Origin of the sequence: Virgibacillus salexigens (assembly GCF_000723585.1) — a bacterium.
GTDB classification, from domain to species: Bacteria; Bacillota; Bacilli; order Bacillales; family Amphibacillaceae; genus Virgibacillus; species Virgibacillus salexigens.
The window spans coordinates 187,315-213,152 of sequence record NZ_CCDP010000002.1 but is presented as its reverse complement, the minus strand read 5'-3'; the positions used below and the strand labels follow the sequence as shown (position 1 = coordinate 213,152).

Genomic DNA, 25,838 nt, shown 5'->3' with positions numbered 1-25,838 from the left:
CAACAGGGGCACTGCGCTATTAAATGGAGTTACTATTGTATATACTGGTATAAGAGAAATGCTTCGTTCCACAGTTAGAAAAAAGGAGGTTTAATATTGGAATCAAAAATTCATGCTCATTTTTTAGAAAGATTGTTTGCTCGTTTTTTAGACTTCAATATCTTAACCGTTTTCATTAGTTTATTATTTTTTGTGTTAACAGGAGATTTCTCCATTGATTGGAGAAGCGGGATGACTTGGGATATATTTTACGCATTGTATTTAGTTATTACTCCGGTACTTTGGTCAGGATTTATTATTGGAAAACGTATTTGTAAAATTAGATTAATACGTACCGATGGTAATAGTGTTCAGCTTGCAAATACTTTTTTTAGAGAAGTTATTGGTTTTCATCTAATTGGCATACTTACACTTGGATTATCGTTATTTATAAGTGTTTTTATGGTTCTATTCCGAACAGACAAAAGGGCTATTCACGATATGTTGGGCGGGACTTACGTAGGTAAAGCTTATCCATCTTTTTAAAATCAATGAAAATTTGTAAGGGTTGATCCAAATGGAGAAAATGAAGAACGATTAAAAATTTGGAGAACTTCTGAGCTTTTTAATTTGTGCTAACGCTTTTGCAGCATTAAGAAAGGAGGGATAGTATGAACAAAAAATTCTTACGAACGGTTCTTTGGTCACTATTTGTATCGATCTTATTACTAGCATGTATATGGTTGTTTTTTAAAAATATGGAATTAGAAGATGAAAACGAAAGATACGAAAAATATATCGAAAATATTGCTATTCAATATATGGAAGAAGTGGATCAATCGGTTTTATTCTTAGATGATATTGTGCAGGAAGTGTCCAAACAAAATAGCTTAACTCAACATCAAAAAGAGGACCTTGTTGAAACGTTTAATAATTTTTCATTGCATATTCAAGATATGCAAGAACTACTTGTTGAAACCACTCCTATTGAAAAAGAAGAACTTCCAATTCAAGAAACAGTTAAGAAAGCCAAGAAGTACTGCAACCATTTCAATCGAGTAGAAATGTCTACGAAAGAAATCTCTTTCGATTATATGGAAATATCAACGTTAGAAGAAGTCAAGGATTTTACAGAGCAATTATCTAAGGTTGCAACAGTAAAAGAAGAAGAGAAAGAGAATACATGGACAAGTACCTATTGGAAAAGTAAGCTAGATTCGTATGAGAGAGCTACGTATGAATTTAAAAACAAGTATCACTTTTTAGATGCAGGCGATTTTTGGACGGAAACAAACAAGACTTGTGGTTAATGGGCTTACTAGAAAAAAGAACAATATGGCATCGATACAAAGGACAATCTATAGGAATAAGTAGTAATGGAAGGATGGAAGAAGGAAATGAAAATATAGTTATAGAATAGAAGAATTGGTTTATACCCATTTGCCATTCCCATTTTTAAAAAGTTCACCGTCTCCTATTGCTTCCATAATGATCAATATAAATTATAATTCATCTAATAGATAAATTTATCAAGAAATCGATTTTGAAAGGAGGAACAGCCAGATGTCAAGTGGTCAACCGGAAGAAAAGCTATCAGGAGGGAATATCTCTAGTGTCTATCGTTCTGGAGAAACGGTGAAACGAGACTTGAACCCAAATAGTACAAAGATTCATAAGTTATTAAAGCATTTGGAGGACAAAGGTTTTAGCTATTCTCCAAGATTTTTTGGAATGGATGAACAAGGAAGGGAACTATTATCATTTATTAAAGGGGAGGCAGGAAATTATCCTGTAAAAGAATACATGTGGGCGGATGATGTTTTAAAAGAAATAGCCAGCATGCTCCGTCTATATCATGATTCGGTTCGTGACGTTTCATTTAATGATTGGGAGTCAATCGATAACACCCCACAACCATATGAAGTTCTATGTCATAATGATTTTGCAATTTACAACATTATCTTTGACGATGAACGACCAGTAGGAATTATTGACTTTGACGTTGCTGGACCTGGTCCAAGAATGTGGGATATAGCGTATACCCTTTATACTTGTGTTCCCTTAAGTAGATTTTATCTTACAGAAAAAGGTGAAAAAGTGTATTATCATGCATCAAAGCACGCCGACCGTATAAAACAGCGAGTTCAATTGTTTCTTGAATCATACGGCGAGCGAATAGAAGATAAGTGTTTGGAAATGGTATTGTTACGATTAGAAGGATTAACCCAAACCATTATTAGAAAAGCTAATGAAGGTGATCGTGCTTTTCAAAAGATGATAGACGAAGGGCATCTGGAACATTATTATAAGGATATTTCCTTCATTCGTGAATATGGGAGAGATTGGATATAACTGAACTTCATTGGAGAATAGTAATACAATAGGTTAGCCAAATAACAAGGGGGATTAAAAGTTGGACACGTTAACTATAAAAGAACTTCAGTCAAAACATGAAATGATGGAAGCTTTTCCTGTCATGAAACAATTACGAACTCACCTAGATGAAGAAACCTATTTGGAGCTTAGCTTAGAAGCAAAAGAGAAAGATAGATATAAAATGTTTGCATTATTAGATGAAGGCGAAATAATCGCAGTAACTGGATTTAAACCGATGGTAACACTATATTATGGCAGATTTGTTTGGGTTTGTGATTTAGTAACAGACAAGAATAAACGTTCTAATGGCTATGGTGAAAAACTGCTTTCATATGTTCATAATTGGGCAAAAGCAAACAACTATGAAAGTGTTGCGTTATCATCGGGGTTACAACGCACGGATGCACATCGCTTTTATGAGAATAGAATGGACTATGACAAAGTCAGTTATGTATTTAAAGCAGCTATGGAGTAATATCAATTTTTGACCTTTTGCTTAAAGATAAATACGAATGGCTATATCTTAGTAGAGTTACATATGTAGGGGTAATGAACGCTAGTATTAAAAGATCCAAAAAAGGACACCTTTGGATAGCCAACAGGGGGAGAGCAAGCCAATAGTGATATTTCGGAATATTATCATTAAAATAATAATTATTATTGATATAAAGTATAATGATGGTATACTAATATATAGGAGAAATACGGAAGGTGGAATTGGAATTGCCAACATACTTGTAATGGTTTAGCAACTAAATAGTACATTTCTTTTTTGAATATTATTATTCAATGACAGGAGAAGTGTGCCTATTTTTAACCATTACAGGGAACGCAGGAAAGTCAGTTGTTTTACTTCCAGCGGGATGCCTATAAGGTATTCCGCTTTTTTATAGGAAATCTTTCTCCATTCAACCGTATTTTGCGTTCCTCTGAATAAATAGGAGGAATGAGTGTATGGGTTTCATTAATTTATTCACTTATGAGATTATTGCTCAGGAAACGCCTTTTATAAGAAGAAATTGTAATAAATGTAAAACGAACACAGAATTTTATTGTAGTGAGAAATTCAGGATGAATGCGAATCAAAAAATAGTTGATATTTGGCTTATTTATAACTGTATACATTGTGAGGGGACTTGGAATTACCCCATTTTATCGAGAGTAAATATTAATAAAATGGACTCTAAGGTAATTCGAAAATTTATGAATAATGATAAAGAGACAGTCTGGTACTATGCTTTTCAAATCAACAAATTAAGGAAACGATGTAATGGCGTTAATACAGATATACGATTCGAGTTAAGAAAAGAAAAGCTCGCCATACTATCTAATGAGATTACTATTAAACTTTGCTATAAATATGATTTTGGTCTTAGAACCGATAAGCTACTAGCAGAAATTTTTGGCATTTCAAGATCAAAACTAAAAAAATTGTATCAGAATGGAACTATTCTGCTAAATCCAAACATTAATATAAAGAGCAAAGTTATCGATAATTTACAAATTACAGTCATAGGTGATGGTACAAAGTTGATGCTTTGACAAAATAGTTTAAAAGGAGGTTGAAACAGCAAGGCATTCTCTAAAAAGGGGGTCAGCCAGTTTATATTGAGCAATCAGATGCGATAGTTACAAAGCGATCATCAAAAATGTTCGCTTTGTTTCTTTTTGTGAAAGTTCTATCGTATGTTTGGGTCATTCTGTTGAAATTAAATTAGCACAGCAGAATAGTTGGAGAATGTTGTTTAACTTGTGTCAACGATAGCTGTATTACTTCCTTTAAGTATATTATGCAGATATTTTTAAAAATTAATTCTTGTGATAATATATGGAATAATAAAATAATGTAGATATATCATTGAAGGCTAACAGAGGAGGAATATAATATGGCTATTCACGCTAGGGGTGACCTCGAAGGTTCATCTGAATTAGGTAAAAGCAAACTAGCATTAGTTGGACCAGGATTGGTTGTTGCGGCGGCAGGTGTAGGATCAGGAGATTTAGTTGCTGCACTTATCGTAGGTGCCGATTTTGGTTTAGTGTTGATATGGGCAGTTATCCTAGGAGCTATTATAAAATATTTTTTGAATGAGGGAGTAGGGCGTTGGTATTTAGCCACAGGTCAAACCATTTTGCAAGGTTGGCGATCATTAGGGCGTTGGGTATCTGGTTATTACGTACTTTATGTCGTCTTATTTGGACTAATTTATGGTGCCGCGGTCACATCAGCATGCGCATTGTTTATGTCAGCCATGTTTCCGATTCTTCCAATATGGGGGTGGGCTATCATTCATGCCCTCGCCGGGTTGGTTGTAGGATGGTTTGGTCGTTATAGGAAGTTTGAACGGATCATGCAGGTTTTAGTGGTAGTCATGTTTATTACAGTAGTAGGGTCAGCTTTACTCGTATTTCCAAGTATAGGAGGACTAGTTAACGGACTCATACCTAGGATGCCTGAGGGATCTTTTATTCAGACGCTTGGACTCATTAGCGGTGTAGGCGGTGCTGCTTCAATCCCTTATTATTGCTACTGGATTCGTGAAAAGGGGTGGCGTGGCAGTTTGTGGATATCTGTGATGCGTTTAGATTCCGCTATAGCATATATTTTTACTGCTATTTTTTGCTTTTCACTTATAATAGTTGCAAATGAATTTTTACATGGTAGAGGGTTGACAATTAGCGGTACTGAAGGTCTTGTCACAATGGCCAATATTTATGGTGAGAGGTTTGGAACAGTGGCTACTTGGCTGCTACTCATTGGTTTTTGGTCTGCTTCATTTACGTCATTATTATCTGCTTGGAATGGTCTTCCTTATATATTCGCAGACTTTGTACAGATATTAAAAAACAAAAATTCAAACAAGAATATTTCAGAAAAGGATCCTGCCTTTCGGGCTTATCTTTTATGGCTTACATTTCCTTCCATGCTGTTTTTATTTGTTAATGATCCTATATTGCTTGTTTTTATAGGGTTAGCATTTAGCGCAACCATTTTGCCCTTTCTTGCGTTTACTTTGATGCTACTGCTAAACTCAAAAAAAGTAACGGAAAAATATAAAAACGGAGTAATCAATAATCTTATTTTAGGGGCTATAGTCATTCTATTTATAACTCTATCAGTTATTGAATTGTATCATTCTTTAGTATAAGTCCTGTTTTAGCATGTAACTGGCAGTACCCTTCTTTTTAACAGGAAAAGGCATAAAAAGGTAGCTAGAGCCTATCGATTCATCCTAATGATACTTCCTAAGCGCCTCCTGGAAGAAAGGAAGGCTTATTTGAAAATATGATTCGATATGGCATCGAACGATAAATAAAGGGGGGAATTACCGATGGGAAACTATGTTCTCAATTTTAAAGAAATCAATGAAGGTGATCTACTGTTCGTCGGTGGTAAAGGGCTAAACTTGGGGAAGTTATCAAGGATTGAAGGTATCCAGGTTCCAGAAGGTTTCTGTGTTACGACTGATGCCTATAAAAAAATAATCAGTCAAAATGCAGAGGTCAATACCTTGATCGATCAGCTTTGCACGTTAAAGGTAGAAGATAGGGAGCGTATCACAGAAATCAGTCGAAAAATTCGATATGTGATCGAAAGTCTAAAAATTCCTACAGTGATAGAGGAAGAGATTTTCTACAGCTACACAAAGCTTGGCGAAGATGAGGCTTTTGCAATCCGATCGAGCGCAACGGCTGAGGATTTGCCGAATGCCTCCTTTGCAGGGCAACAGGACACGTATTTAAACATCGTTGGGAAAGAGGCAATCCTGAAGCATATCAGCAAGTGCTGGGCCTCTCTTTTTACTGATCGGGCAGTGACCTACCGTATGCAAAACAACTTCGATCACCGTAAAGTCTATCTGTCTATTATCATTCAGCGAATGGTTTTTCCAAAAGGATCTGGGATTTTATTTACTGCAGATCCAGTCACTTCGAACCGGAGGGTATTGTCTATTGATGCAAGCTTTGGCTTGGGAGAGGCACTCGTATCTGGGCTAGTGACAGCCGATAATTATAAGGTTCGTGAAGGTGAACTGATTGAAAAAATGATTTCTACTAAAAAAATCGCTATATATGCATTGAAATCTGGCGGTACGGAAGAGCGTGAACTTGACCATGCGCAACAAAATCAACAAACGTTAACCGATGCTCAAATCGTAAATTTGGAACGTATGGCAAGGAAGATCGAGAGCTATTTCGGATCGCCGCAGGATATCGAATGGTGTCTGGCTGGATGATCTATATCGTCCAGAGCCGACCCATCACGACATTATACCCACTTCCTGAGAAGAGTGATGACCAACTAAGGGTTTATATGTCGGCGGGACATCAGCAGATGATGACAGAGCCGATCTATCCACTGGGGATGTCCTTTTTCGAATTCATGAATTACGAAGTGATTACTGCAGGTGGAAGACTGTTTATCGATTTGACGCATGATCTCGCGTCACCGATTGGACGTAAAATCGGCCTTAAAACGATGGGGAAGAACGACCCCTTGATGTATCACGCCCTGTTCAATTTGCTGAAAAGGAAACAGCTCATTAAATCTCTTCCTAAAGGGAAGCGGATATTCAAGTTAGGTTCTGAGGAACTTTCTTGGTCATTGCTCGTTCATGCAATAAAGGTTTACCAGAGGAAGGATCATTCGCTCGTCAAACAGCTTATTGCTAAAAGTGAAGACTCGATAAAGACTGTTCAGAGCGAAATCACAAATAAATCTGGGGATGAATTGTTTGCATTCATAATAGAAGATCAAAAACAGCTGAAAAGAGACATGTTTGATCCACGGAGTCTAGGCGTTATCATGACCGCGATGATCACAGCGTACCGGATCAATAAGAACATGGAAAAATGGCTGGGGGAAAAGAATGCAGCTGATACTCTATCCCAATCGGTCCCTAATAATGTGACGTCTGAAATGGGGCTTGCGCTTCTCGATGTATCGGATGTCGTACGGAAATACCCGGAAGTTATCGCCTATTTTGAAAAGATGGAAAACGGAGACATTTTTGATGAACTTCCGAAGCTGGAAGGCGGGGAGGCCGTTCGTGATTCGATGCAGGCCTTTCTTGATAAATATGGTATGCGCTGCTCTGGTGAAATCGATATCACGAAAACCCGATGGAGTGAACAGCCTTCTTTACTCGTTCCTGTCATTTTGAACAACATTCAGAACTTCGAGCCAAATGCGCGTATAGCGAAATTTGAAAAGGGGCTACTGGAAGCAAAAGCGAAGGAAGGTAATCTCTTAAAACGCTTGGAGAATCTGCCCAAAGGAAAGAAAAAAGCCAAAAAGACAAAGAAAATGATCTGTGTTCTGCGGAATTACATTGGTTATCGGGAATATCCAAAATATAACTGGATCTTCCGTATGTTTGTCTATAAAAGAGCATTGATGAAAGAGGCTGCCAAATTAGTCGAAAAGGGCATCATCAATGAAAAGGAAGACGTCTATTGCTTATCTTTTGAGGAATTCAGAAATGCAGTTCGCACCAGTCAGCTTGATTATAAGATCATCGCCGAGAGAAAGGAATCATACGAGTATTTTGAAACATTAACACCTCCACGGTTGATGACATCCGAGGGGGAGGTCATTTTTGGCGAGTACAATATGGAAAATGTGCCAGAAGGCGCATTGGCGGGAATTCCGGTTTCATCCGGCATGATCGAAGGCAGAGCCAGAGTTATAATGAAAATGGAAGATGCTGAAATCGAAAAGGGGGATATCCTCGTAACAGCGTTTACCGATCCGAGTTGGACGCCGCTGTTTGTATCGTTGCAGGGGTTGGTTACAGAGGTCGGTGGAATGATGACGCACGGTGCCGTCATTGCACGCGAATATGGTCTCCCGGCAGTAGTCGGGGTCGAAAGCGCTACGAAGGAAATCAAAGACGGACAGCGGATCCGCATTAATGGGACAGAAGGATATGTTGAAATTTTAGATGAAACAGATTAACCTAAGTTTTATTGTAATTCCGAATAAACTCCGTCGTGTGTTGGGATTAACATAGAAATTATATTGACTTTTTACGAGATTTTATATGGGGAATATATCCATTATCCCCAAAAAGTATTCGATGTGTTTTCGATATAGTGATCGATGCCTATTTAGTATATAACGGCTACTAGACGTATTTGAGAAAATCATAAAGACGCTGTGACTACTGAAGAAAAATAGAGGTTTTAGGCCTGTACCAGCAAGTGAAAAAAGTCTGTATCCCTGATACACAGGGGATACAGACTTCTGCTTTATAATGATTCCGATTGGGCTCGAACCAACGACCTCCACCCTGTCAAGGTGGCGCTCTCCCTGCTGAGCTACGGAATCATAAATATGAAAAGATTAGATACTCTATTAATATACCTTCTAAATCATTATACTGTCAATTAGTATCTATCAGTTTTTATTAGCGCAGGATACTACGCTTTTTCTTCTAGTTTCTTTATTCGCTCTTTTAACCTTTTGGTTTCAGATATATTGGATAGAGAAAAGACAAAAGCAATGATTGCGAAAACCACCCACACCGTATCCATAATACAAAGTCCCTCCTTATTTATAAGTTGATCTTAATGTATATAGGAACTTTTTACAAGATAGTTAAATAATTGAAACAAACATAATCGATTATTTGTTATACTATTCCTAATAAAAAATATTTTTAAGTGCTTCTAACAGACGATATGGAGATGGGATATCGAATGAAAGTAAGGCTTGCTGAAGTGGAAGATATAAAACAATTAATAAAAATGAGATGGGATTTTACTGTTGAGTATGATAAAAGTAAGGGAGATTCGTCTTTTCGTGCATTTGAAATGGAGTGTCACTCTTTTTTAGAAAAGGCTCTTATTAACAATGATCAATGGTTCATTTGGATTGCGGAAGTTAATGAGGAAATTGTTTCACATATTTATATAGAATTAATAGATAAAGTACCTCGCCCTGGAAGAATAACATATCCTTTTGCATATATGACAAATGTATATACAATACCTAAGTATAGAAATAAGGGGATTGGAAGTAAATTACTTCAAGTGGTAAATAAGTGGTCGAAGAAAAATAATTTTGAGTTTATTATGGTATGGCCAAGTGAGGATAGTAATCATTTTTATCAGAAAAATGGGTATACTCCTTGCTCTGAACAAATGGAATTTTTTCCTCGCTAAGCAATAAGCTACTAAATTTGGAAAAGGAGCTTAAATCATGCATGCTGTCCTTTTTGGTTTAATAGGGATCTATATGTTCATGTGCCTTATTTTGTTCATCACATTAATAAAAGCAGCACAAACAAAAAACACTCCCAATAAAAAGTTAGCTTTGCGGGCTCTATTTACTATGTTCAGTGGTGGTGTATTGGGGTATCTTTTTACTAATGCAATCAGTTAGAAAAATTAAAGTATCATAGTTAAATGAGAATGGATAATTAAACTTAATATCGATATATTTACATCTACGATGATAGAAAGGGAGAGTACATTGGCAACTTGTCAGAATTGTAAAAGTAAATGGACGTGGAAGCAAGTGTTTAAGAAATCTTTTACACTAGATACCGGAATGTATTGTTCGTATTGTGGACGGAAGCAATATGTAACCTCTCATTCAAGAAAAAGATCCATGCTGATTACTATGGCCGTATTAACATTTGTGTTTATAATGAATATTTTGTTCGGTCCATCTACCTTTTATTTAATCCTGTTGTTGCTTTCTATTCCTTTAATAATGTTGCTTTATCCCTATTGGATAGAACTATCCAATAAAGAGGAGCATCTTTTTTAGCAAGCTTCCATTTAACATATTTTTGGGAATTTAAGATATATGTAGAGAATGAATAAAAAGGAGGGCGTTGTCCCCTCCTTTATTTATTAAACAGGCTTTTTAGTGTTCAAAATAACTTTGTCTGCCTCTTTATTATCCTTTTTTACAAAGAAAGAGCAGATAAGTCCAATAATCGAAATGCCTGTGCCTGTAATAAAATAGAAGGCATATTTAATTCCAGCAGCTAATATTTCTAGTTGAGAAGCGGCTGGAAAATCAATAGCAAAATTATGTTGACCTGCTGTAAATATCGTATTTGCTATTGCTGTACCACATGCTCCAGCTACTTGATTTAATGTATTCATAGCGGCTGATCCATCCGCAAATAACTCACGCGGTAACTGATTAAGTGCATTCGTTTGTAAGGGCGTGGTCACCATGGTTTGCCCAATGAATAAAATAACAAACGCGAGAATAATTTGCCAAACAGAGGTTGTTGCTAAAAACAGGATAAAGTTTTATAAGTAGAATAAGGTATTGCTGTCTTGTTCATGCAATTTCCAATTAGTTGTAAAAGTAGGTATAATTAATTATCTAGCGATTAATTAATAGAATTCAATATTCACCTAACAGGAAAAATGTTTATTTTGTCGTATAGTTACTATGAAAGGAGAGCTAAGGATTTGGAAGTAATTTACATCACCCTTATTGTCTTATTATTAGCCCTTTGTATATATATGATTGTTAAACAGAAGAAACAGAATAAAAGATATTTTGAAGAGTTAGCAGAGAGCCAGTCCCAAGCGGCAGCAACGATGGAGCGAACTGCACAGATGCATCAAATGGAATTTGAAACGATGCAGCAGCAATTAATAGATAAACATGAGAGTGAAATGGATAGAAAGAATGAAATATTTGCTGAAGAAATCTATAAGAAAGATCGTTATATACACATGCTTGAAAACTTCTCAATTAATAGAGGCGAGGTACAAACGCATAAGCTGCTTGTTAAAATAAAAAAAGATCTAATACAGCAGGGGTTAATTAATCAAGAGGAAATGATCTTATTAGGTAACCTGTTTGTTCCATTTTGGGTGAATGGAAATATACGTACGAGGCAAATGGATCATGTCGTTTTATTACCTACAGGGGTTTACATTATTGAAACGAAATATTGGTCAGGTACGATTTTACACGGCGTTTCCTATCAAGGAGAAGATCGTCTGTCGCCTGTTTTAGAAGCAATGTTCACTGCAAAAGAGTTGATAAAAGAAAAAACACTTGTCTTAAAAAGAATCGATAACAGAGATAAAGAAATAGATGACAAAACAGAAGTGAAGGTAGTCTCATACGGGGATCCAGCATCACAAGTGATGAAATCAGCTCTACAATTAAAAGAGCTTCTTCATAAAAAAAATGAAAAATATAATTTTGTGACTCCAATCGTGTACTATGGTTATCCAGCTGGCAAAGAGAATCGAGTAATTAATTACTCCAGTGATGAAAATGTAAATGTCTGTACAGACGAGAATCAGTTATACCACTTTTTTGAAAGAGTAATTGATCAAGATCAACATAGATATACCTCCTGGGAATTAAGCGACATAGAACAAATCATTAAAAACGAAAATGCTATTGCTGATAGTTAACAGTGTACTCGTAGAGGTGCTTGTTTAACTTAAATTTAACGAATTTGAAAGGCACGGGTGTTATAATGAACGGTATGATGATTGTTTTCGTATTTGTTATTTGCATGTGTATTAGTTCTATTTTAAATATCCTTTTAAAAACTACAGAGAAAAAGCACTGGGTGACTTCTTTTTTCGTTAGTCTAGCATTAGCAATTATATTTGTTATGTTAGATAGATGATACATTAAACAATGGTGGAAGAATCTTTAGTTATAAGCGAAAAAATTCCTTGAGCAAATGATCACTTACACTATCTATACAAAAACGAGACACGAAGGGTCTCGTTTTTGTATTCCATATTTAGGTATCTGAACTTACCGAGGGCATGTTCGCAAAAAGTATGACCTATTTCAGGCCTTTTGTTCACTGTTGTGGTCATTCTTGTTATTTTTCATAAACATATAGAAAGATGCACCAAAGATGATAACATAACCGATAATACTTAATATGTCCGGAATTTGATCAAAGAGAATAATACTAATTAATGCTGAATATACAACTGTTGAATAGAAAAAGATCGATATTTCTTTAGCGGGTGCGTACTTATACGCAATGGTAATGCCAAATTGACCAACGGTTGCGAAAACCCCAGCTGCTAGTAAATAAACCCATTGTTGCCATGACATGGTTTGATAAAACAAAATCACGAATGGGAGCAAGATCATTGTTGTAAAGAAAGAGAAATAAAAGACTACGGTATAGTATTGTTCTTTACTTCCGAGAACACGTAATACCGTGTAAGCTCCCGCGGCAAATACTGCTGATAGGAAACCTGCTAAGTACGGAACGGTATCTAAGGAGAATTCGGGTTTAATTATAAATAACGTACCAATAAAAGCAATAATAATCGCGACAACTTGGAATACCCTTGTCCTTTCCTTTAAGAAAATTGCTGCAAAGATGATGGTAAGGAATGGGCTTAGCTTATTTAACATATCCGCATCTGATAAAACGAGATGGTCGATAGCGTAAAAATATAAAACAATACCAATTGCACCTAAACTTGACCGAAGTAATAGTATTTTTTGATTCTCTTTTCTACCAAAAAGACGTTCTTTGTAATATTTAACGAAACCAAAAGCGATAATCATCGAAATGGCGTTTCGGAAAAAAGTCTTTTGAACAGTTGGTACATCTCCAGATAGTTTTACAAAAGCTGCCATCATTGAAAAGCCAAAGGCACTAAATAGTAATAAAATAATTCCTTTATTTCGATTGCTCAAATTACTCATGATGTCCTCCATAGTAAAGGTTGATATAAACAAACATATTCTTACATAAACAAGTTAGCTTGTCTAATAAAAGGGGTTAGGCTATAGATGATTGAATAATTAAAATTATATGAAACCCAATCTCCTTCATTTCCGTAATTATAATAGGTTATCACGAAAGGGGATTGTAGAGATGAAAATGTATGTAAAGTTGTCGATCCTGTTGTTGCTGATAGTCATAGGACTCATTGCATGTTCAGGAAAAAATAATAAGGAAGACGATAAAAGCGATTCTTCTAATGAAGCAACCATTCCTCCAAAAGATCTCCCCGACGCTTTCTTAGCTGGAGATTTTGAAAAAATTTATAATCAGACTAGCGAAGGTTTTCAATCACAATTGACTTTAAAGGAATTCGTTCAAACTACAGAAGCGTTCCATAAAGATATACGTAATTACTCGCTTGTTTCAACGATGCCATTACAAGGAATGTCAGAATATTTATGGAGAAATACGAAAGGTAATAAAGGGTTGCGAGGAATTTTTGCTGAGGATCATACTATTGAAGGATTACAAGTAATGCCACTTACATCAAATAAGGATACAGATAATCAATATACCGAAAATACGTACCAGTTGCCAATGGAGGGAGAATGGCTTGTTTTCTGGGGTGGAACCAATGAACTCGTCAACTATCATTATGCTACTGTATCACAACGATATGCATATGATTTAGTTATTCAACAAGAGGGTACAACGTTTAAAGGGGATCCGACTAAAAATAAAAATTACCATGCCTTTGGCAAAAAAGCCGTTGCACCTTTTGATGGGGTCATTGTTTCCAGTGAAAATACGATTCCAGATAATACACCTACCATCGACACGAATACGGAACAGCCATTAGGGAATCATGTGGTTATTGAGCATGAAAACAATGAATACAGTTTTATCGCACATCTTCAGGAAGGCAGTCTAATGGTGCAGGAAGGAGACGAAGTATTTTCTGGAGAGGTAGTTGGTTTGGTTGGTAACTCTGGTAATTCGAGTGAGCCGCATATTCATTATCATGTTGCAGACAATGAAGAGCTGCAAGAAGCAACGTCAATACGGATACGTTTAACCCAAGATAGGGAACCAATTCGCGGAGATATGACTGAAGGGTTTAATTTGGAGTAGGCAGACTTTAGTTAGGGGCAAAGTGTTAGAATTTAATTATCCTTTCCGTCTCTTTACTACAAATATTGGGGAAGAGTAAATGTGATGTAATTACGTATCTGATAAGTATGGTTATGGTGACTATTAGCCTTATTGGTGCTGTTTTATCTGCTAGGGAGGTATTTAAGGCGAAAGGCATCACATATAAGATAACGTTCACGGTTTTCTTATTATCCACTATATTCAATTATATGATAGGAACAACTAAATGATTAATTTTCATCCGCATGCAAAAAATGAATATGCTTTCCTTTAAGTTGTCTATGTTTGATGTCTTCGTTTTCTGGGAAAAAAATAGATACCAAGCTAGATAGAAGGAGAGATTCAAAAATGATTAAAATGACTCCAGCAGAATTCGAGAATGCGATTGAAATTGAAATACAAGGAAAAGTGACAGAAGAAGATATTCATAACTTTGAAGAGTTCTTCTTATTAAAAAGACAGCATCATGATAAAGTGAATATTCTAATGGTTTATAATGATTGGGAAGGGATTTCCTTGAAAGGATTACTGGAAGACTTAAAACTAATGAAATATACGCGCGATATTAATAAGATAGCGGTAGTTAGTGATAAGAAATGGATCGAGAAGGGAGCGAAGTTAGAGGGACTGATCCCAAGTATTTCAATGGAACATTTTCTCCCGGAAAATAAAGCACAAGCGAATCGGTGGCTAGCCACTTAAAATTTAAAAAGAGCTGATCGGTCAGGTGCTGCCGATCAGCTCTTTTTATCTTGCCAGTAGTCTATTTATTTCCAGTATACCTAACTTGTCACGCCGCCAAATTACGTCACGCCAAGCGGGGTATACTAGTTATTTCATCAAAGAGAAAATAAAATGGGCAACGCCATTTTCTGTATTTGATAAGGTTACTTGTTGACAAGCCTCTTTAATTGCTTGTGGTGCATTTTCCATTGCTGCACTTTTGCCCGCGATACGTAACATGGACAAGTCGTTGAAACTGTCGCCCACTGCAGCTGTGTCAGTTAGATTAAGTTGAAAATGGTTAGCAAGTAGTTCTAAAGCTTGCCCTTTGGATGCATGCTTATGTTCTAGTTCAAAATTATGATCAGCTGAAGAAACAATGGACATGTCCTCAAATTGTTTAAAATACTCCCTACCTTTTAATAATCTATCTTGAAAGAAGGAAAACACTAAAATGTTATAGATATTTATATCCTTATTTTCTAGTTCTTTATAAGTTGGAATAAAAGAAAAGCCAGTTTGACTAAATTGTTTGTTCGCAGCATCGGATAGTTGGTCAACATCTATATCTGGATTTGCACTTTTAATTCTATCCACTTCAATTGCCAGTAAATCTCTTCCGTTCTCTGGTGTGTAAATCGCGCTATTACTAAAAATTTCATAATAAAAGTTATGCTTTTCTAGCCAAGCTAGACTGTTTAACGCAACTTGTTTGTCGATTGGTACAGAATGAAATACTGCACCATCTGGCTGATGAATGGTTGCACCATTTGCACCAATAATCCATGGCCGGAAGTTTGTATGTTCAAAGAGCGTTTGAACATCAAATTGGGCACGCCCGGTAGCAATAACTACTTCACTGCCTTGAGACTGTGCGAATGAAATTGCCTCTAAATTTTTTTCGCTTATCTGCTGCTTTTCATTAAGTAGCGTGCCATCTAAGTCAATTGCGATTAATTTTGTCAATTTAGTCATTCCCTTCATCTTGTTAATTCGCAGTTAGTAATTCTACTTTATATTTAATTAATAAGTCTCGAAACGATGGGGGCGGGATTTGATCGGTAATTAAAATATCAATGTCTTGTAAATCAGCAAACCGGTAAAAATCGGTAATTCCTAATTTGGTGCGATCGGCTAACACAATCACCTGTTTTGCCTGTTCCATCATTTTTCTTTTAACAACACCGTCCTCCTCATGAGCAATGGTTAAACCATGTTCTGATATACCAACAACACCAATAAAAACCTTATCAACAAGGTACTCGGATAGTTTATCAATAACCGTAGAACCATAGAGATACCGATGATCCTTTTCCAGTGTCCCTCCGAGTAGATGAATGTTTAATTTTGATTTGTTTGATAGCACTTCTGCTTGATTAATTGAATTTGTAATAATCGTACAGTTCAAATTCTCTAGCTGCTCGGCACAGGATTGTACGGTGGTTGATGCATCTAATATGACTCGATCACTGGGAAAAATTAATTTGGCAGCTGTTCTGCCAATCCTTTTTTTTTCTTCTGATACGAAGTTTAAGCGATTTGAATAACTCTTAATTTCGTCACGATAAGATGGAAGAATGGCACCACCTCGAGTACGTAAAATTGCTTTCTCTTCTTCCAAGCGGACGAGATCCCTTCTTGCAGTGTCTCTTGAAACATGAAATAAAGAGCATATTTGGTCTACAGAAATGCGATTATGCTGTTTAAGAAACTCGATTATCGAGACTAATCGTTCTTCCTGATACAAGTAAATCACCACCTATCAGTCATTATACATTATTAATAAGTGTTTGTAATTATTTATAAGTAATTTTAAGTAAAACTAGGTGTTGGTTAGATAGGGAGGGGAAAAGGGAACAATCGTCGAATACTTAAGTGAGAAGGATTGTAAAGGAGGAGAAATGTTGAGTGAATTTGGCTTAATTAATAAATTTACAGCTGTAGCCGGAAAAAGAGAGGTATTAGCAGAATACTTCATAGATGCTGCGAGTACAATGAAGGAATTAAACGAATGTATTTTATATGAGGTGGGTCTGTCTGAAGAGAATACCGAGGACATTTACGTATATGAAGTATGGATTAACAATAAAGCGCATCGTACTTCCCTGTCTATGGGAGCAACCCAAAAATTAATTCAAAACGCAAAGCCTTACATTCATGAAATAGAGAGAATCACTACATTTAAGCCTGTTGGTGGAAAAGGTATATAGGTACGTAAGAAGTAGAAGCTAAGCTTAGGTTACATATAATTCTTGGAATAGGGGGTCGATGGAAATAAAATTAGTACCCATTTATCGGATTAAAACCTATGTGCCACCTGAATATTTACAAAAAGTGATGGAGGGTATTCTGCAGGTTGATTCGTTGCGTTACGGAAATTATCAACAAGTCATGTGGCATTCAAATGGTGGGGCAGAACAGTTCGCTCCATCTGAGGATGCAATACCGACACAAGGTGATATTGGTGCGACAACAAAGCTAACATCCATACGCTTAGAGTTTTCTATTCCTAGAGAACAACCATTACTAGTGAGTATAATTGAAGAAGGGATCTATCCGAATCATCCCTGGGACGAACCTGTAATTCAAGTTGCAGAAGAGTTGGAAACGAGAAAATGGGAATAAGCGTCAGTTGGAATCATTTTGCATGCAGGGGAGGTTTCAGCATCCATTGATTCTGTTGATATTTACACACATATTATTCCAATGTAACTACTTTATCTACGTACTGAAGTAGAGGAATGACACCTATGAAAATAGGTGTCACTTTTAGTTAAATCAACTTTCAATTACGTTTACAATGATTTTTAACGTGGTATTACAAAAAATGTATTAATCATCTTGGAGGTAATTGATGTGAATGAAACAGGAAAAGAATCGAGAAAACGAAAACTAATTGATCACAAGATTTTTGCCCCTGCACTTATTATTATTATTGCAATCAGCATTCCATTATCCATGTATGAAGACGAATCGCTGCAATTATTAAATACTATTTTTGATAAACTTGTAGACGTATTTAGTTGGGGATATCTCTGGTATGGGCTTATTTTACTAGGAGCTGGACTCTACCTTTCATTTTCAAAATATGGAAAAGTTGTATTAGGTGATCCTACGGAAAAACCACGGTTTACTTTGTTTGAATATGCTTCTATTTTAATTGCGATGGGATTAGGATCCACCATTATGCGTACAGGCATAATTCAATGGGCAAATGTTGCAGTTGATCCACCTTTTGGTGTAGAACCGCAATCGACAGAAGCATTATTATGGGGGAATTCGTATAGTATGTTTCTGTGGAGTTTCCAAGTATTTGCTGTTTTTGTTATGGCTGCTCCAGCAATGGGGTATATTTTGCACGTGAAAAAACGTCCACTTATGCGTATCTCTGAAGCATGTCGTTCCATCTTTGGCGATCGCTTTACAGATGGTCTAGGTGGAAAAATTTTAGATATTATTTTTCTCATTAGTATTTTAGCAGGAGCAGCAGTGACCTTAGGATTGGGTGCGCCTATTGTGATATATAATCTGGCTGAATTATTAAATGTCGAATTAACTTTCGGATTAACCTTGATTGTGACCATTGTATGGGTATTTTTATTTTCAATAAGTGCCTATTTAGGAATAGAGCGTGGAATAAAACGATTAAGTACATTGAATATGTATCTAGCTGGGGCATTTGCTTTATTTATTATGTTTGTAGGTCCAGGAGTTTTTATTCTTAATTACTTTACAGACAGTGTTGGTTTTTTATTATCGCATTATATTGATATGTCATTTCATACAAATGCTTTAAATCCTGGGGAATCCTCCCATATTGAAAGTCATACTATATTCTGGTTTGCTTATAATGCGACATGGGCAATGTTGCATAGTGTTTTTGCAGCAAAAATCTCTCGTGGTAGAACGATTAAAGAGATGATTTTAACATACCTTATGGCACCAACATGTATTTCTTGGATTGCGACTGGTGTTCTTGGTGGTCTTGGTATACACAGCTATCAATCGGGTGAAGTGCCGGTGTTAGATATCGTCTCTAATCAAGGTGCAATGACAGCGATCCCGGCAATTTTAACATCATTGCCATTATCGAATATTATTCTAGTGTTGTTTATTGTCATCGCAATGATTTTCTTAACCACAACACTAGATTCAACTACTTATACGATTGCTTCCTATGCGGGTACTGAAAATATGAGTAAAGCAGAGCCATCAAAGCATCTTCGGATTATTGTAGCTGCGGTAATCGCTGTGTTATCACTTATTTTAATGAGAATCGGTGGTTTAGCACCATTAGAAGTCGTCTCAGGTTTGATGGGAATACCGATAATTGCAATTCAGTTACTAACCATTTATGCAGCTAAAAAAATGATCGATGAAGATAAAGCTTGGCAAACAAATGTGAGAGCAAAGAATAAGTAATAAAAACTTCTCGTTGGTGGGACGATACTGCCAAATGAGGATTAGTCTTTCTGAATGTGCTCGTTTCAGTAGAATTCTGCTTATTAGCATACAGATGAGGTCACGCTATTATAATCGTTTTATTAGTATCGTATTATTGGTATACTCTAAGTGACAAGCTAGAAAAATGGTAAAGTAAAGAATTCACTTATAAAAGGAGAGTGTGCTCATATTGGTTGGCGTAGAAATTGATATGGTTGTTAAAGATAGTTTAAAAGCATTGGAATTATACGAAAAGATATTTGACATTGAACGTGTTGAGGTTTCAGATTTACCCAAAGGTGAAAACGAAGTAATTTTTAGCCTTTACGGTGTACGCTTTCACATGTTGGATGAAAATGCTGAATTTCAATTGATTGCACCAACCCAAGATGACCCAAAAACAATTTGGTTCAATGTCTCTGTTCCTGACATCAATGAAACGTATACAAAGGCAATAGATTTGGAGTGCACGGAGATACAACCGGTCACGGAGCTACCTGACTACGGAGTATCAAATGCAATATTTATGGATGCTTTTGGATATGTATGGATGCTTCACCAAATCCATAAAGTAGTGAGTCATGAAGAACGTATAAGACTCTGGGAGGAAAAAAGGGGTCGTTAATATTGGGATGATAGAATAAAAAATTGGTTCTTCAAACAATGGGTGCAAATATCACTATACAAGAATAGAACTTCCAATTTTATGGAAGTTCTATTCTTTGCGTAAAATAACTATAACCTTAACAGGATCTAACTATTCATAAAGCCTATTCCCGAAGGAGTGAGTTTTTCATCAACTTAATCGGTTTATAAAGAATAAGAGGTATAGAAGCTCTACTCTTTCTCTTTATCCGCTAATCGTACAAATCCTTCTTGTTGTAAGTAATCTGCAGCGCTTCTGTATGTCTCAAACGTTCCATCAAGCATATCACCAGCATACACATTCCACAAATCAAAGTCATGTACCAAGGAAAGAGTTTGTTCTTCTCTATTTACCCATGTTTCTGTAAACGGTTCGGCTTCCGAAAGTGAATCAATCGATTGTTGGATAATATGACGCAGTTCCTGTTCGCTGAAATTACGAATATTAACCATCCCTTTAGCGTCCATTGGATATTCTTCACTAATCATTCCTGCATAAACAAACCCATTTCCATTTGGATGTAGACGATAGACAACAATCTGCTTATCCATCACACTCCCTTCATAATGAAAATTCACTCGACCAAGCGACACATGATGACGTGTTAACGCAGGAAAAGATTCAATAATTTTTAGTTTTTCTTCAAATGTAAGCATGTTACCTCCAACGACTTGTTATTGTTCAATTTTTCATTATAGCATGTAGCAGGTCTGAAAGACGAGAGAAAGCTAATTCTCAAGTACAAAACGTTATGTTCGTATTAAGGTTCAAATGTGATTCTCACCTCACCTATATTGGTGAAAATGGCATTATAAGTTCCTATTTCTACAGGTACGGGTGAAATAAACGTCCCAGAGGAAATTACCATTCCTTTTTTTAAGTAAACATTACGTTGAGCAAGTTTGCTTGTTAACCAGGCAACAGAGGAAGCTGGATTGCTAAGCACTGTCGCAGAAAGACCTTCATTTATTTTTTTCCCATTATGGTATAGATCCATATGTATGGTTCCTAACCTGTCAAAGTTAGGCGTATCAATAGGGGATGATAGAACAACATGACCTGTAACACCATTATCGCAAAGCAGATCAGTAAGATTAAAGTTTGGAAACCAATTTTTATATCGAGAATCAGGAATTTCCAGGCCAGCAGCAATGGTGCTATTTGCTATAATTTCATCTTCTTGAGCACCAAGTGATAAGTCATTCGTAAGTACAAACATTAATTCAGGTTCCACAAGCGGCTCATTCATTTCCGCAAGTGAAAGCTTTGATGCATGATGGAGAAGATTAGTGCTTGTTAATGTACCATAAGCTGGTTCGTGCGTATCTGCCAAAGCTTGTGTTTCTGGACTAGTCATACTTATTTTATAACCTGCAATTTGCTCATTAAATAGTTTACATTTTTTTAGGATCAATTGATCTTGAACATCATAAGCTAAATTTTCATCCAAGGTATGATTGTTTCTAATAAAATCGATTGGAATCCTAGATTCATATGCTTGTAGTATCTTCTCGGCAACTAATTCTATATTTTTTGACAATCCAAACACTTCCTTTGTTATGAAATAGCAGTAGTAGTTTTTAAATATAACATACATATGATTTGAAATGTTTCTCTCTAAAAATATTTATTCATTTTCTAAATATAAGTCAACCAATATTGAAAAGTTAGAGCAGAAGGTTATATTCGTTATAAAAGAAAAGTAGAACCTTACCAATCGATGTATCTGTGCTTGATTACGTAATTTGGAAGTGAACAATTGTCACAAGTGGACGAGGCTGATTATGAGCGAGGTTTCAAGCTACTTGTAAATGATGAAGTGATTGCTCATCAGCAATTACAAGCGGAAAATTCGGGTATTTAATCTGTGTTATCCAATTCCTACAGCGTTAACAAAAGGGAAAAAAAAGTTGCTGGAGGTATATATGAAATTCGTGTATAAATCGATATGCCACTTTTAACATGGAATAGCTTAACATGCGTTAATAACTGCTACCTGATTGACTTTACTTCATATTCATTCAAGGAAAGGTGTACTAATAAAACGAGACCGCTGAAGAGCAGGTCTCGTTTTATTATAAAATAGCTTATAATCTTACTTGCTTCCCCCGTTTTATTCTTCTTTAAAACCATTTTTTATAAAGTTTCCAAGGTCGTTAAGTACCCCGATATCTTTAAAAATAACACCGATAATCAAGATCAGTGGACCTAGGAATATACCTACACCACCAAATATTTGCAGCCCTACAAATAGTGAAATTAGAATAGCCAGGGCATGGAGATTCAAGCTCGTCGATAATATTTTGGGTTCAATAATTTGTCGAACTGCTGCGGTGATTCCGTATAGTAAACCTAATCCAATGCCCATTCCTATATCTCCGGTAAACAACATATACACCGCCCAAGGAATCAAGATTGTACCAGAACCTAAATAGGGAATGATTTCTGCAATGCCAACGATAATTGCGATTGTCAAAGCGTGTTCAGCTTTTATTATTAACAGCCCAATGAAAACAATAAAAGAAGCGATAAACATTAAAATTATTTGTGCTCGAATAAATCCAAATACACGATGTTTAAGAATATTCCAGAATGAAGTTGCTTTTTCCATTATCGATGTAGGAATGCTTTGATGAGCGCGATAGAAAATACGTTCCCAATCCTTTCCGATAAAATAAAATGCAATAAATATAAATAAAATAGCAAGCAAAAAGGAAGGGACAATTATAAACAATTGTGTTAATCCATCAACTATGCTGCTGCCTATTTGGGTTAACGAAGCTGCTAAACGGTTCCCTAATGATGCGATGCTGTCCTGAAGTTGGGCTTGTTGTTTAGGTGTAAACACATCCATCGCATTTCCAATTTTTTGCCATAATGGAAAAATAGAATCATTAAAGAAATGCTGTGCCTGTGTAGATGTTGTTTGAATCCATTGTGGAAGCACTTCAGAAATTCTTCTTACTCCAAAGATGATTAAGAAAACAATTCCGGTAATTGCACCAAACAAAACTGCTAAACTGATTAGTAAAACAACAAATACGGCCAATCCATTAGGAACGCGTACTTTAGAACGGATCAACCGAACCAGCGGATAGAACATCCAAACGAGAAGAGCAGCTATCCAAAAAGGGTAGGATACTTTAAATATCCACGTAGCAACCCAAGAAAGTGAAAGTATAGAAAGAAGCACGATTGTAAATCGTAATATAATCATCGCATGGTCTCTTGTCATGATATGCCCGCCTTACATAGTAAATTCATTGATGTATACTATGATATCAGATAATTGGTTTGTAGAATATTTTCAAGTTCGTAAGGGAAATTATTTAAGAACAGGTGTATGATTGGTATACTACGATAATAAAATTTAATGGTCAATATCTAACGAAGTAAGGAATGATGAATCATTGGCACAAACACATATATTTACGAAAGGTGAGGAAATAGCAAATGCGATAACACATGGCATAGGCGCATTATTAAGTATAGCAGCTTTAATTGTGCTTATTGTATATTCATCCTTATATGGTACGGCATGGCATGTTGTTAGCTTTACAATATTTGGTACGACGATGGTGATTCTTTATTTCTCATCGACCCTCGTCCATGCCTTCCCACCAGGAAAAGCGAAAGATCTGTTTGAAATCTTTGATCATTCATCCATATATTTGTTTATTGCGGGTACGTATACACCATTTACTTTTCTAGTCATTCAAGGAACTTTAGGTTGGACAATGTTTGGCATTGTTTGGGGACTTGCAATTGCTGGAACCGTATTTAAAGCATACTTTGTAAAAAAGTATTTGTTTACTTCAACCATGCTTTACATTGCTATGGGGTGGATGGTGACATTGGGTTGGAATCAGATCATTGAGAATTTACATCCGGGTGGGGTAAAACTGCTAGTTGCTGGAGGTCTCTGTTATACGTTTGGGGCTGTCTTTTATGTTTGGAGAGGATTTAGTTATCACCATGCAGTTTGGCATCTATTCGTTATTGCTGGAACAACAGCTCATTTCTTTTGTGTATTACTCTATTTATTGCCAATAAATAGTTGAAGAAGAATGGAAGGGGTATAATAAAGCAAGAAAATTTTTATATACGATGTACGATGTAAGTAACTTCTTCTAAATAGAAATCTATTGCCTTAAACCTGACTAAGGAATGGATCCATGCTGTAAGTGTTGCTTGACGTATAAATAGGTAATAGAATGAAAATAAAAACAGAAAGAAGTGAGATACATGCTTACAGAAGCAGAGATGAAAGCAAATATGCAACGTTACTTAGATGGTTTCAATAAAAATGATCCTGAGAAGGTAATCTCCCTTTTCGCAGCGGATGCTCAGGTAGAAGACCCCGTAGGAAGTGAGAAACTAATCGGAAAAGGTAGCCTCGCAGATTTTTTTCGCCAGTCAGTAGCTTCCGTTAAGCAATTAAAATTAGAAGCTCCGATTCGGGGTTCACATGGTAATTCTGCAGCGATGGCTTTTAGCATTCATGTAGAAAAGGAGGGAATAAAGACCATTATTCATTGTATTGATGTCATGACTTTTAATGATGCAGGAAAAATAATTGATATGAAAGCATATTGGGGACCAGAAGACGCTCAACAATTGTAATTGATGATTTTAAACAAACAGCAATATGATGCGTAACGAGAAAATCAATACTTTAATCTAGGATAGATATTGTAATATGGCTTTCCAACTAGCTTTGGGATACCTCTATTATCATTATAAATAATATGTCTAAAGGAAGGATATCAATAATAGTATAAAGTAGGAGGAAGGTAAGACGTGAAAAACGCCCTTCTACTGAATCGCACAAGTTATTTAAGGGGTAATCATCATGGCTATTATTAGGGTGCTACGTGAACTGTTGAGCCGTTATTTTTCTTTTAAGGTATATGATCTGTCTGCACAAATGGCCTATTATCTTCTGTTGTCTATTTTTCCATTTCTAATCGTAATCTATTCTTTACTTCCATATCTTCCATTAAGTGAAGATTATATTATTGAATTGATTCGGCCATTTGCACCACAAGGGACATATAGTCTTATTGAGGGGACAGTATCAAATATATTAGCAAATCAGCAAATGGCTTCACTTAGTCTCTTAATTAGTGTTTGGCTGTCTTCCATGGGCGTACAATGTATGAAACGAATCTTCAATGATATCTATGCTATTGAAGAAAAAGAACCTTTCCTTAAGCAAATTGTAGAAGGTCTTTTATTAACAATCGGATTAATGTTTGCTATTTTATTCACGGTTGTCATTCCTGTTGTTGAACGTATCATGCGTCAATATTTGCAGGATGTTCATTTTATGGAACGATTTCAAGGATATTGGTTTGTCATTCAATGGGGAGTAGGGAGTGTATTTATTCTCATTTTCTTCATTGGTTTATACTATTTTGCCCCAAACCTTATATTAAGAGTAAGGCAAGTGTTGCCAGGAGCAATATTTTCAACGATCGGCTGGCAAGTTGTCTCTATTATATTTTCTACTGTTGTCAGTCATAATAATTATTCGGCTTTTTATGGGCAGTTAGGGAGCATTGTTATTTTAATGCTTTGGTTTTATTTTTCTGCAATGATCATAATTACTGGTGGATTGCTGAATACGATTATTTATCCAGTAACCTCCAGCGATCGAATTTGATACTGAACTTCGGATAAGTAATCATAAGCTATGTATGCATTCAACTATAAAATGCGCGTACAAATTCTGAAACTTCCCCATTAGGTGTACGTAGTCTAATGGGGTTTTTTAGGTTAAAAATAACATCATGATATTTGAATCTTGAGCCATATTG

At 36.0% G+C, this 25,838-nt stretch carries 25 protein-coding genes, 1 tRNA gene and 1 pseudogene; 19 read left to right on the top strand and 8 right to left on the bottom strand.

All coding sequences use genetic code 11. The features are described 5' to 3' along the window. The first annotated feature begins 96 nt into the window (after positions 1-96). The 7 genes and pseudogenes from BN990_RS13890 to ppsA all read left to right on the top strand — a co-directional run bounded on the left by BN990_RS13890 (position 97) and on the right by ppsA (position 8,314). Complete coding sequence (locus BN990_RS13890) at positions 97-525, top strand: RDD family protein (protein ID WP_038245600.1); 429 nt, start codon at positions 97-99, stop codon at positions 523-525. Between the two features lie 125 nt (positions 526-650). After that, positions 651-1,289 carry a hypothetical protein gene (locus tag BN990_RS13885; protein WP_021292334.1) on the top strand — a complete coding sequence of 213 codons (639 nt, stop codon included), beginning with the start codon at positions 651-653 and terminating at the stop codon, positions 1,287-1,289. A 253-nt stretch (positions 1,290-1,542) separates the two neighbouring features. Continuing rightward, positions 1,543-2,331 (top strand): phosphotransferase, encoded by a 789-nt coding sequence (locus BN990_RS13880; RefSeq protein ID WP_038245599.1) that lies wholly within the window; start codon positions 1,543-1,545, stop codon positions 2,329-2,331. 61 nt (positions 2,332-2,392) lie between these two features. Next, a complete protein-coding gene (locus BN990_RS13875) occupies positions 2,393-2,830 on the top strand; it encodes a GNAT family N-acetyltransferase (protein WP_021292336.1) in 438 nt (145 codons plus the stop codon). A 479-nt stretch (positions 2,831-3,309) separates the two neighbouring features. Beyond that, entirely contained in the window at positions 3,310-3,897 is a 588-nt protein-coding gene (locus BN990_RS13870) for a DUF1062 domain-containing protein (protein ID WP_021292337.1), read from the top strand. Positions 3,898-4,241: 344 nt separating this feature from the next. Then, positions 4,242-5,504, top strand: a complete 1,263-nt coding sequence (locus tag BN990_RS13865) for an Nramp family divalent metal transporter (protein ID WP_021292338.1) — start codon at positions 4,242-4,244, stop codon at positions 5,502-5,504. A 183-nt stretch (positions 5,505-5,687) separates the two neighbouring features. Further along, a pseudogene (gene ppsA / locus BN990_RS13860) lies at positions 5,688-8,314 on the top strand (phosphoenolpyruvate synthase). A gap of 299 nt (positions 8,315-8,613) precedes the next feature. Here ppsA and BN990_RS13855 read toward each other — a convergent pair. Continuing rightward, positions 8,614-8,686: transfer RNA gene (locus BN990_RS13855), tRNA-Val, on the bottom strand. Positions 8,687-9,057: 371 nt separating this feature from the next. Here BN990_RS13855 and BN990_RS13850 point away from each other — a divergent pair. Both BN990_RS13850 and BN990_RS23630 read left to right on the top strand, forming a co-directional pair. Further along, on the top strand, positions 9,058-9,522 hold the full coding sequence (locus BN990_RS13850) for a GNAT family N-acetyltransferase (RefSeq protein WP_021292363.1): 465 nt from the start codon (positions 9,058-9,060) through the stop codon (positions 9,520-9,522). Positions 9,523-9,811: 289 nt separating this feature from the next. Beyond that, positions 9,812-10,132 (top strand): TIGR04104 family putative zinc finger protein, encoded by a 321-nt coding sequence (locus BN990_RS23630; RefSeq protein WP_074436688.1) that lies wholly within the window; start codon positions 9,812-9,814, stop codon positions 10,130-10,132. Between the two features lie 86 nt (positions 10,133-10,218). Here BN990_RS23630 and BN990_RS13840 read toward each other — a convergent pair whose 3' ends face one another. Continuing rightward, entirely contained in the window at positions 10,219-10,551 is a 333-nt protein-coding gene (locus tag BN990_RS13840) for an MFS transporter (RefSeq protein WP_038245597.1), read from the bottom strand. Positions 10,552-10,794: 243 nt separating this feature from the next. Here BN990_RS13840 and BN990_RS13835 point away from each other — a divergent pair, with 243 nt between their 5' ends. Continuing rightward, positions 10,795-11,760 (top strand): nuclease-related domain-containing protein, encoded by a 966-nt coding sequence (locus BN990_RS13835; RefSeq protein ID WP_021292366.1) that lies wholly within the window; start codon positions 10,795-10,797, stop codon positions 11,758-11,760. Positions 11,761-12,151: 391 nt separating this feature from the next. Here the strand turns inward: BN990_RS13835 and BN990_RS13830 are convergent, their stop codons facing one another. Beyond that, a complete protein-coding gene (locus tag BN990_RS13830) occupies positions 12,152-13,024 on the bottom strand; it encodes a DMT family transporter (RefSeq protein ID WP_187370475.1) in 873 nt (290 codons plus the stop codon). 181 nt (positions 13,025-13,205) lie between these two features. Between BN990_RS13830 and BN990_RS13825 the strand changes: the two genes are divergently transcribed. Together BN990_RS13825 and BN990_RS13820 are read left to right on the top strand one after the other, a co-directional pair. Next, positions 13,206-14,186: a M23 family metallopeptidase gene (locus BN990_RS13825; RefSeq protein ID WP_021292368.1), complete on the top strand. Its 981-nt coding sequence runs from the start codon at positions 13,206-13,208 to the stop codon at positions 14,184-14,186. Between the two features lie 369 nt (positions 14,187-14,555). Continuing rightward, on the top strand, positions 14,556-14,909 hold the full coding sequence (locus tag BN990_RS13820; protein ID WP_021292369.1) for a SpoIIAA family protein: 354 nt from the start codon (positions 14,556-14,558) through the stop codon (positions 14,907-14,909). 129 nt (positions 14,910-15,038) lie between these two features. Here the strand turns inward: BN990_RS13820 and BN990_RS13815 are convergent, their stop codons facing one another. Together BN990_RS13815 and BN990_RS13810 are read right to left on the bottom strand one after the other, a co-directional pair. Continuing rightward, positions 15,039-15,905 (bottom strand): Cof-type HAD-IIB family hydrolase, encoded by an 867-nt coding sequence (locus tag BN990_RS13815; RefSeq protein WP_021292370.1) that lies wholly within the window; start codon positions 15,903-15,905, stop codon positions 15,039-15,041. A gap of 13 nt (positions 15,906-15,918) precedes the next feature. Further along, the gene (locus BN990_RS13810) at positions 15,919-16,677 is read right to left on the bottom strand and encodes a DeoR/GlpR family DNA-binding transcription regulator (protein WP_021292371.1); all 759 of its coding nucleotides are present in this window, start codon (positions 16,675-16,677) and stop codon (positions 15,919-15,921) included. A gap of 157 nt (positions 16,678-16,834) precedes the next feature. Here BN990_RS13810 and BN990_RS13805 point away from each other — a divergent pair, with 157 nt between their 5' ends. The 4 genes from BN990_RS13805 to BN990_RS13790 all read left to right on the top strand — a co-directional run bounded on the left by BN990_RS13805 (position 16,835) and on the right by BN990_RS13790 (position 19,998). Continuing rightward, a complete protein-coding gene (locus BN990_RS13805; protein WP_021292372.1) occupies positions 16,835-17,140 on the top strand; it encodes a putative quinol monooxygenase in 306 nt (101 codons plus the stop codon). A 58-nt stretch (positions 17,141-17,198) separates the two neighbouring features. Next, the gene (locus tag BN990_RS13800; RefSeq protein ID WP_021292373.1) at positions 17,199-17,555 is read left to right on the top strand and encodes a YqfO family protein; all 357 of its coding nucleotides are present in this window, start codon (positions 17,199-17,201) and stop codon (positions 17,553-17,555) included. A gap of 231 nt (positions 17,556-17,786) precedes the next feature. Beyond that, complete coding sequence (locus BN990_RS13795) at positions 17,787-19,352, top strand: BCCT family transporter (protein WP_038245596.1); 1,566 nt, start codon at positions 17,787-17,789, stop codon at positions 19,350-19,352. 211 nt (positions 19,353-19,563) lie between these two features. Continuing rightward, positions 19,564-19,998 (top strand): VOC family protein, encoded by a 435-nt coding sequence (locus BN990_RS13790; RefSeq protein WP_021292375.1) that lies wholly within the window; start codon positions 19,564-19,566, stop codon positions 19,996-19,998. Between the two features lie 212 nt (positions 19,999-20,210). Here the strand turns inward: BN990_RS13790 and BN990_RS13785 are convergent, their stop codons facing one another. From BN990_RS13785 to ytvI, 3 genes are all read right to left on the bottom strand, one after another. Beyond that, positions 20,211-20,675 (bottom strand): hypothetical protein, encoded by a 465-nt coding sequence (locus BN990_RS13785; protein ID WP_038245595.1) that lies wholly within the window; start codon positions 20,673-20,675, stop codon positions 20,211-20,213. Between the two features lie 104 nt (positions 20,676-20,779). Further along, positions 20,780-21,559 (bottom strand): 2-keto-4-pentenoate hydratase, encoded by a 780-nt coding sequence (locus BN990_RS13780; protein ID WP_038245594.1) that lies wholly within the window; start codon positions 21,557-21,559, stop codon positions 20,780-20,782. A 573-nt stretch (positions 21,560-22,132) separates the two neighbouring features. Further along, positions 22,133-23,254, bottom strand: coding sequence for a sporulation integral membrane protein YtvI (ytvI, locus tag BN990_RS13775; RefSeq protein WP_038245592.1), 1,122 nt, complete (start codon positions 23,252-23,254; stop codon positions 22,133-22,135). Positions 23,255-23,429: 175 nt separating this feature from the next. On the opposite strand from ytvI, the gene trhA reads away from it, so the two are divergent. The 3 genes from trhA (at position 23,430) to BN990_RS13760 (ending at position 25,684) form a co-directional block, all read left to right on the top strand. Next, positions 23,430-24,080, top strand: a complete 651-nt coding sequence (gene trhA, locus BN990_RS13770; protein ID WP_021292380.1) for a PAQR family membrane homeostasis protein TrhA — start codon at positions 23,430-23,432, stop codon at positions 24,078-24,080. Between the two features lie 184 nt (positions 24,081-24,264). Then, positions 24,265-24,642, top strand: a complete 378-nt coding sequence (locus tag BN990_RS13765) for a steroid Delta-isomerase (RefSeq protein WP_038245590.1) — start codon at positions 24,265-24,267, stop codon at positions 24,640-24,642. A gap of 229 nt (positions 24,643-24,871) precedes the next feature. After that, entirely contained in the window at positions 24,872-25,684 is an 813-nt protein-coding gene (locus tag BN990_RS13760; protein WP_021292382.1) for a YihY/virulence factor BrkB family protein, read from the top strand. The last annotated feature ends 154 nt before the right edge of the window (positions 25,685-25,838 follow it).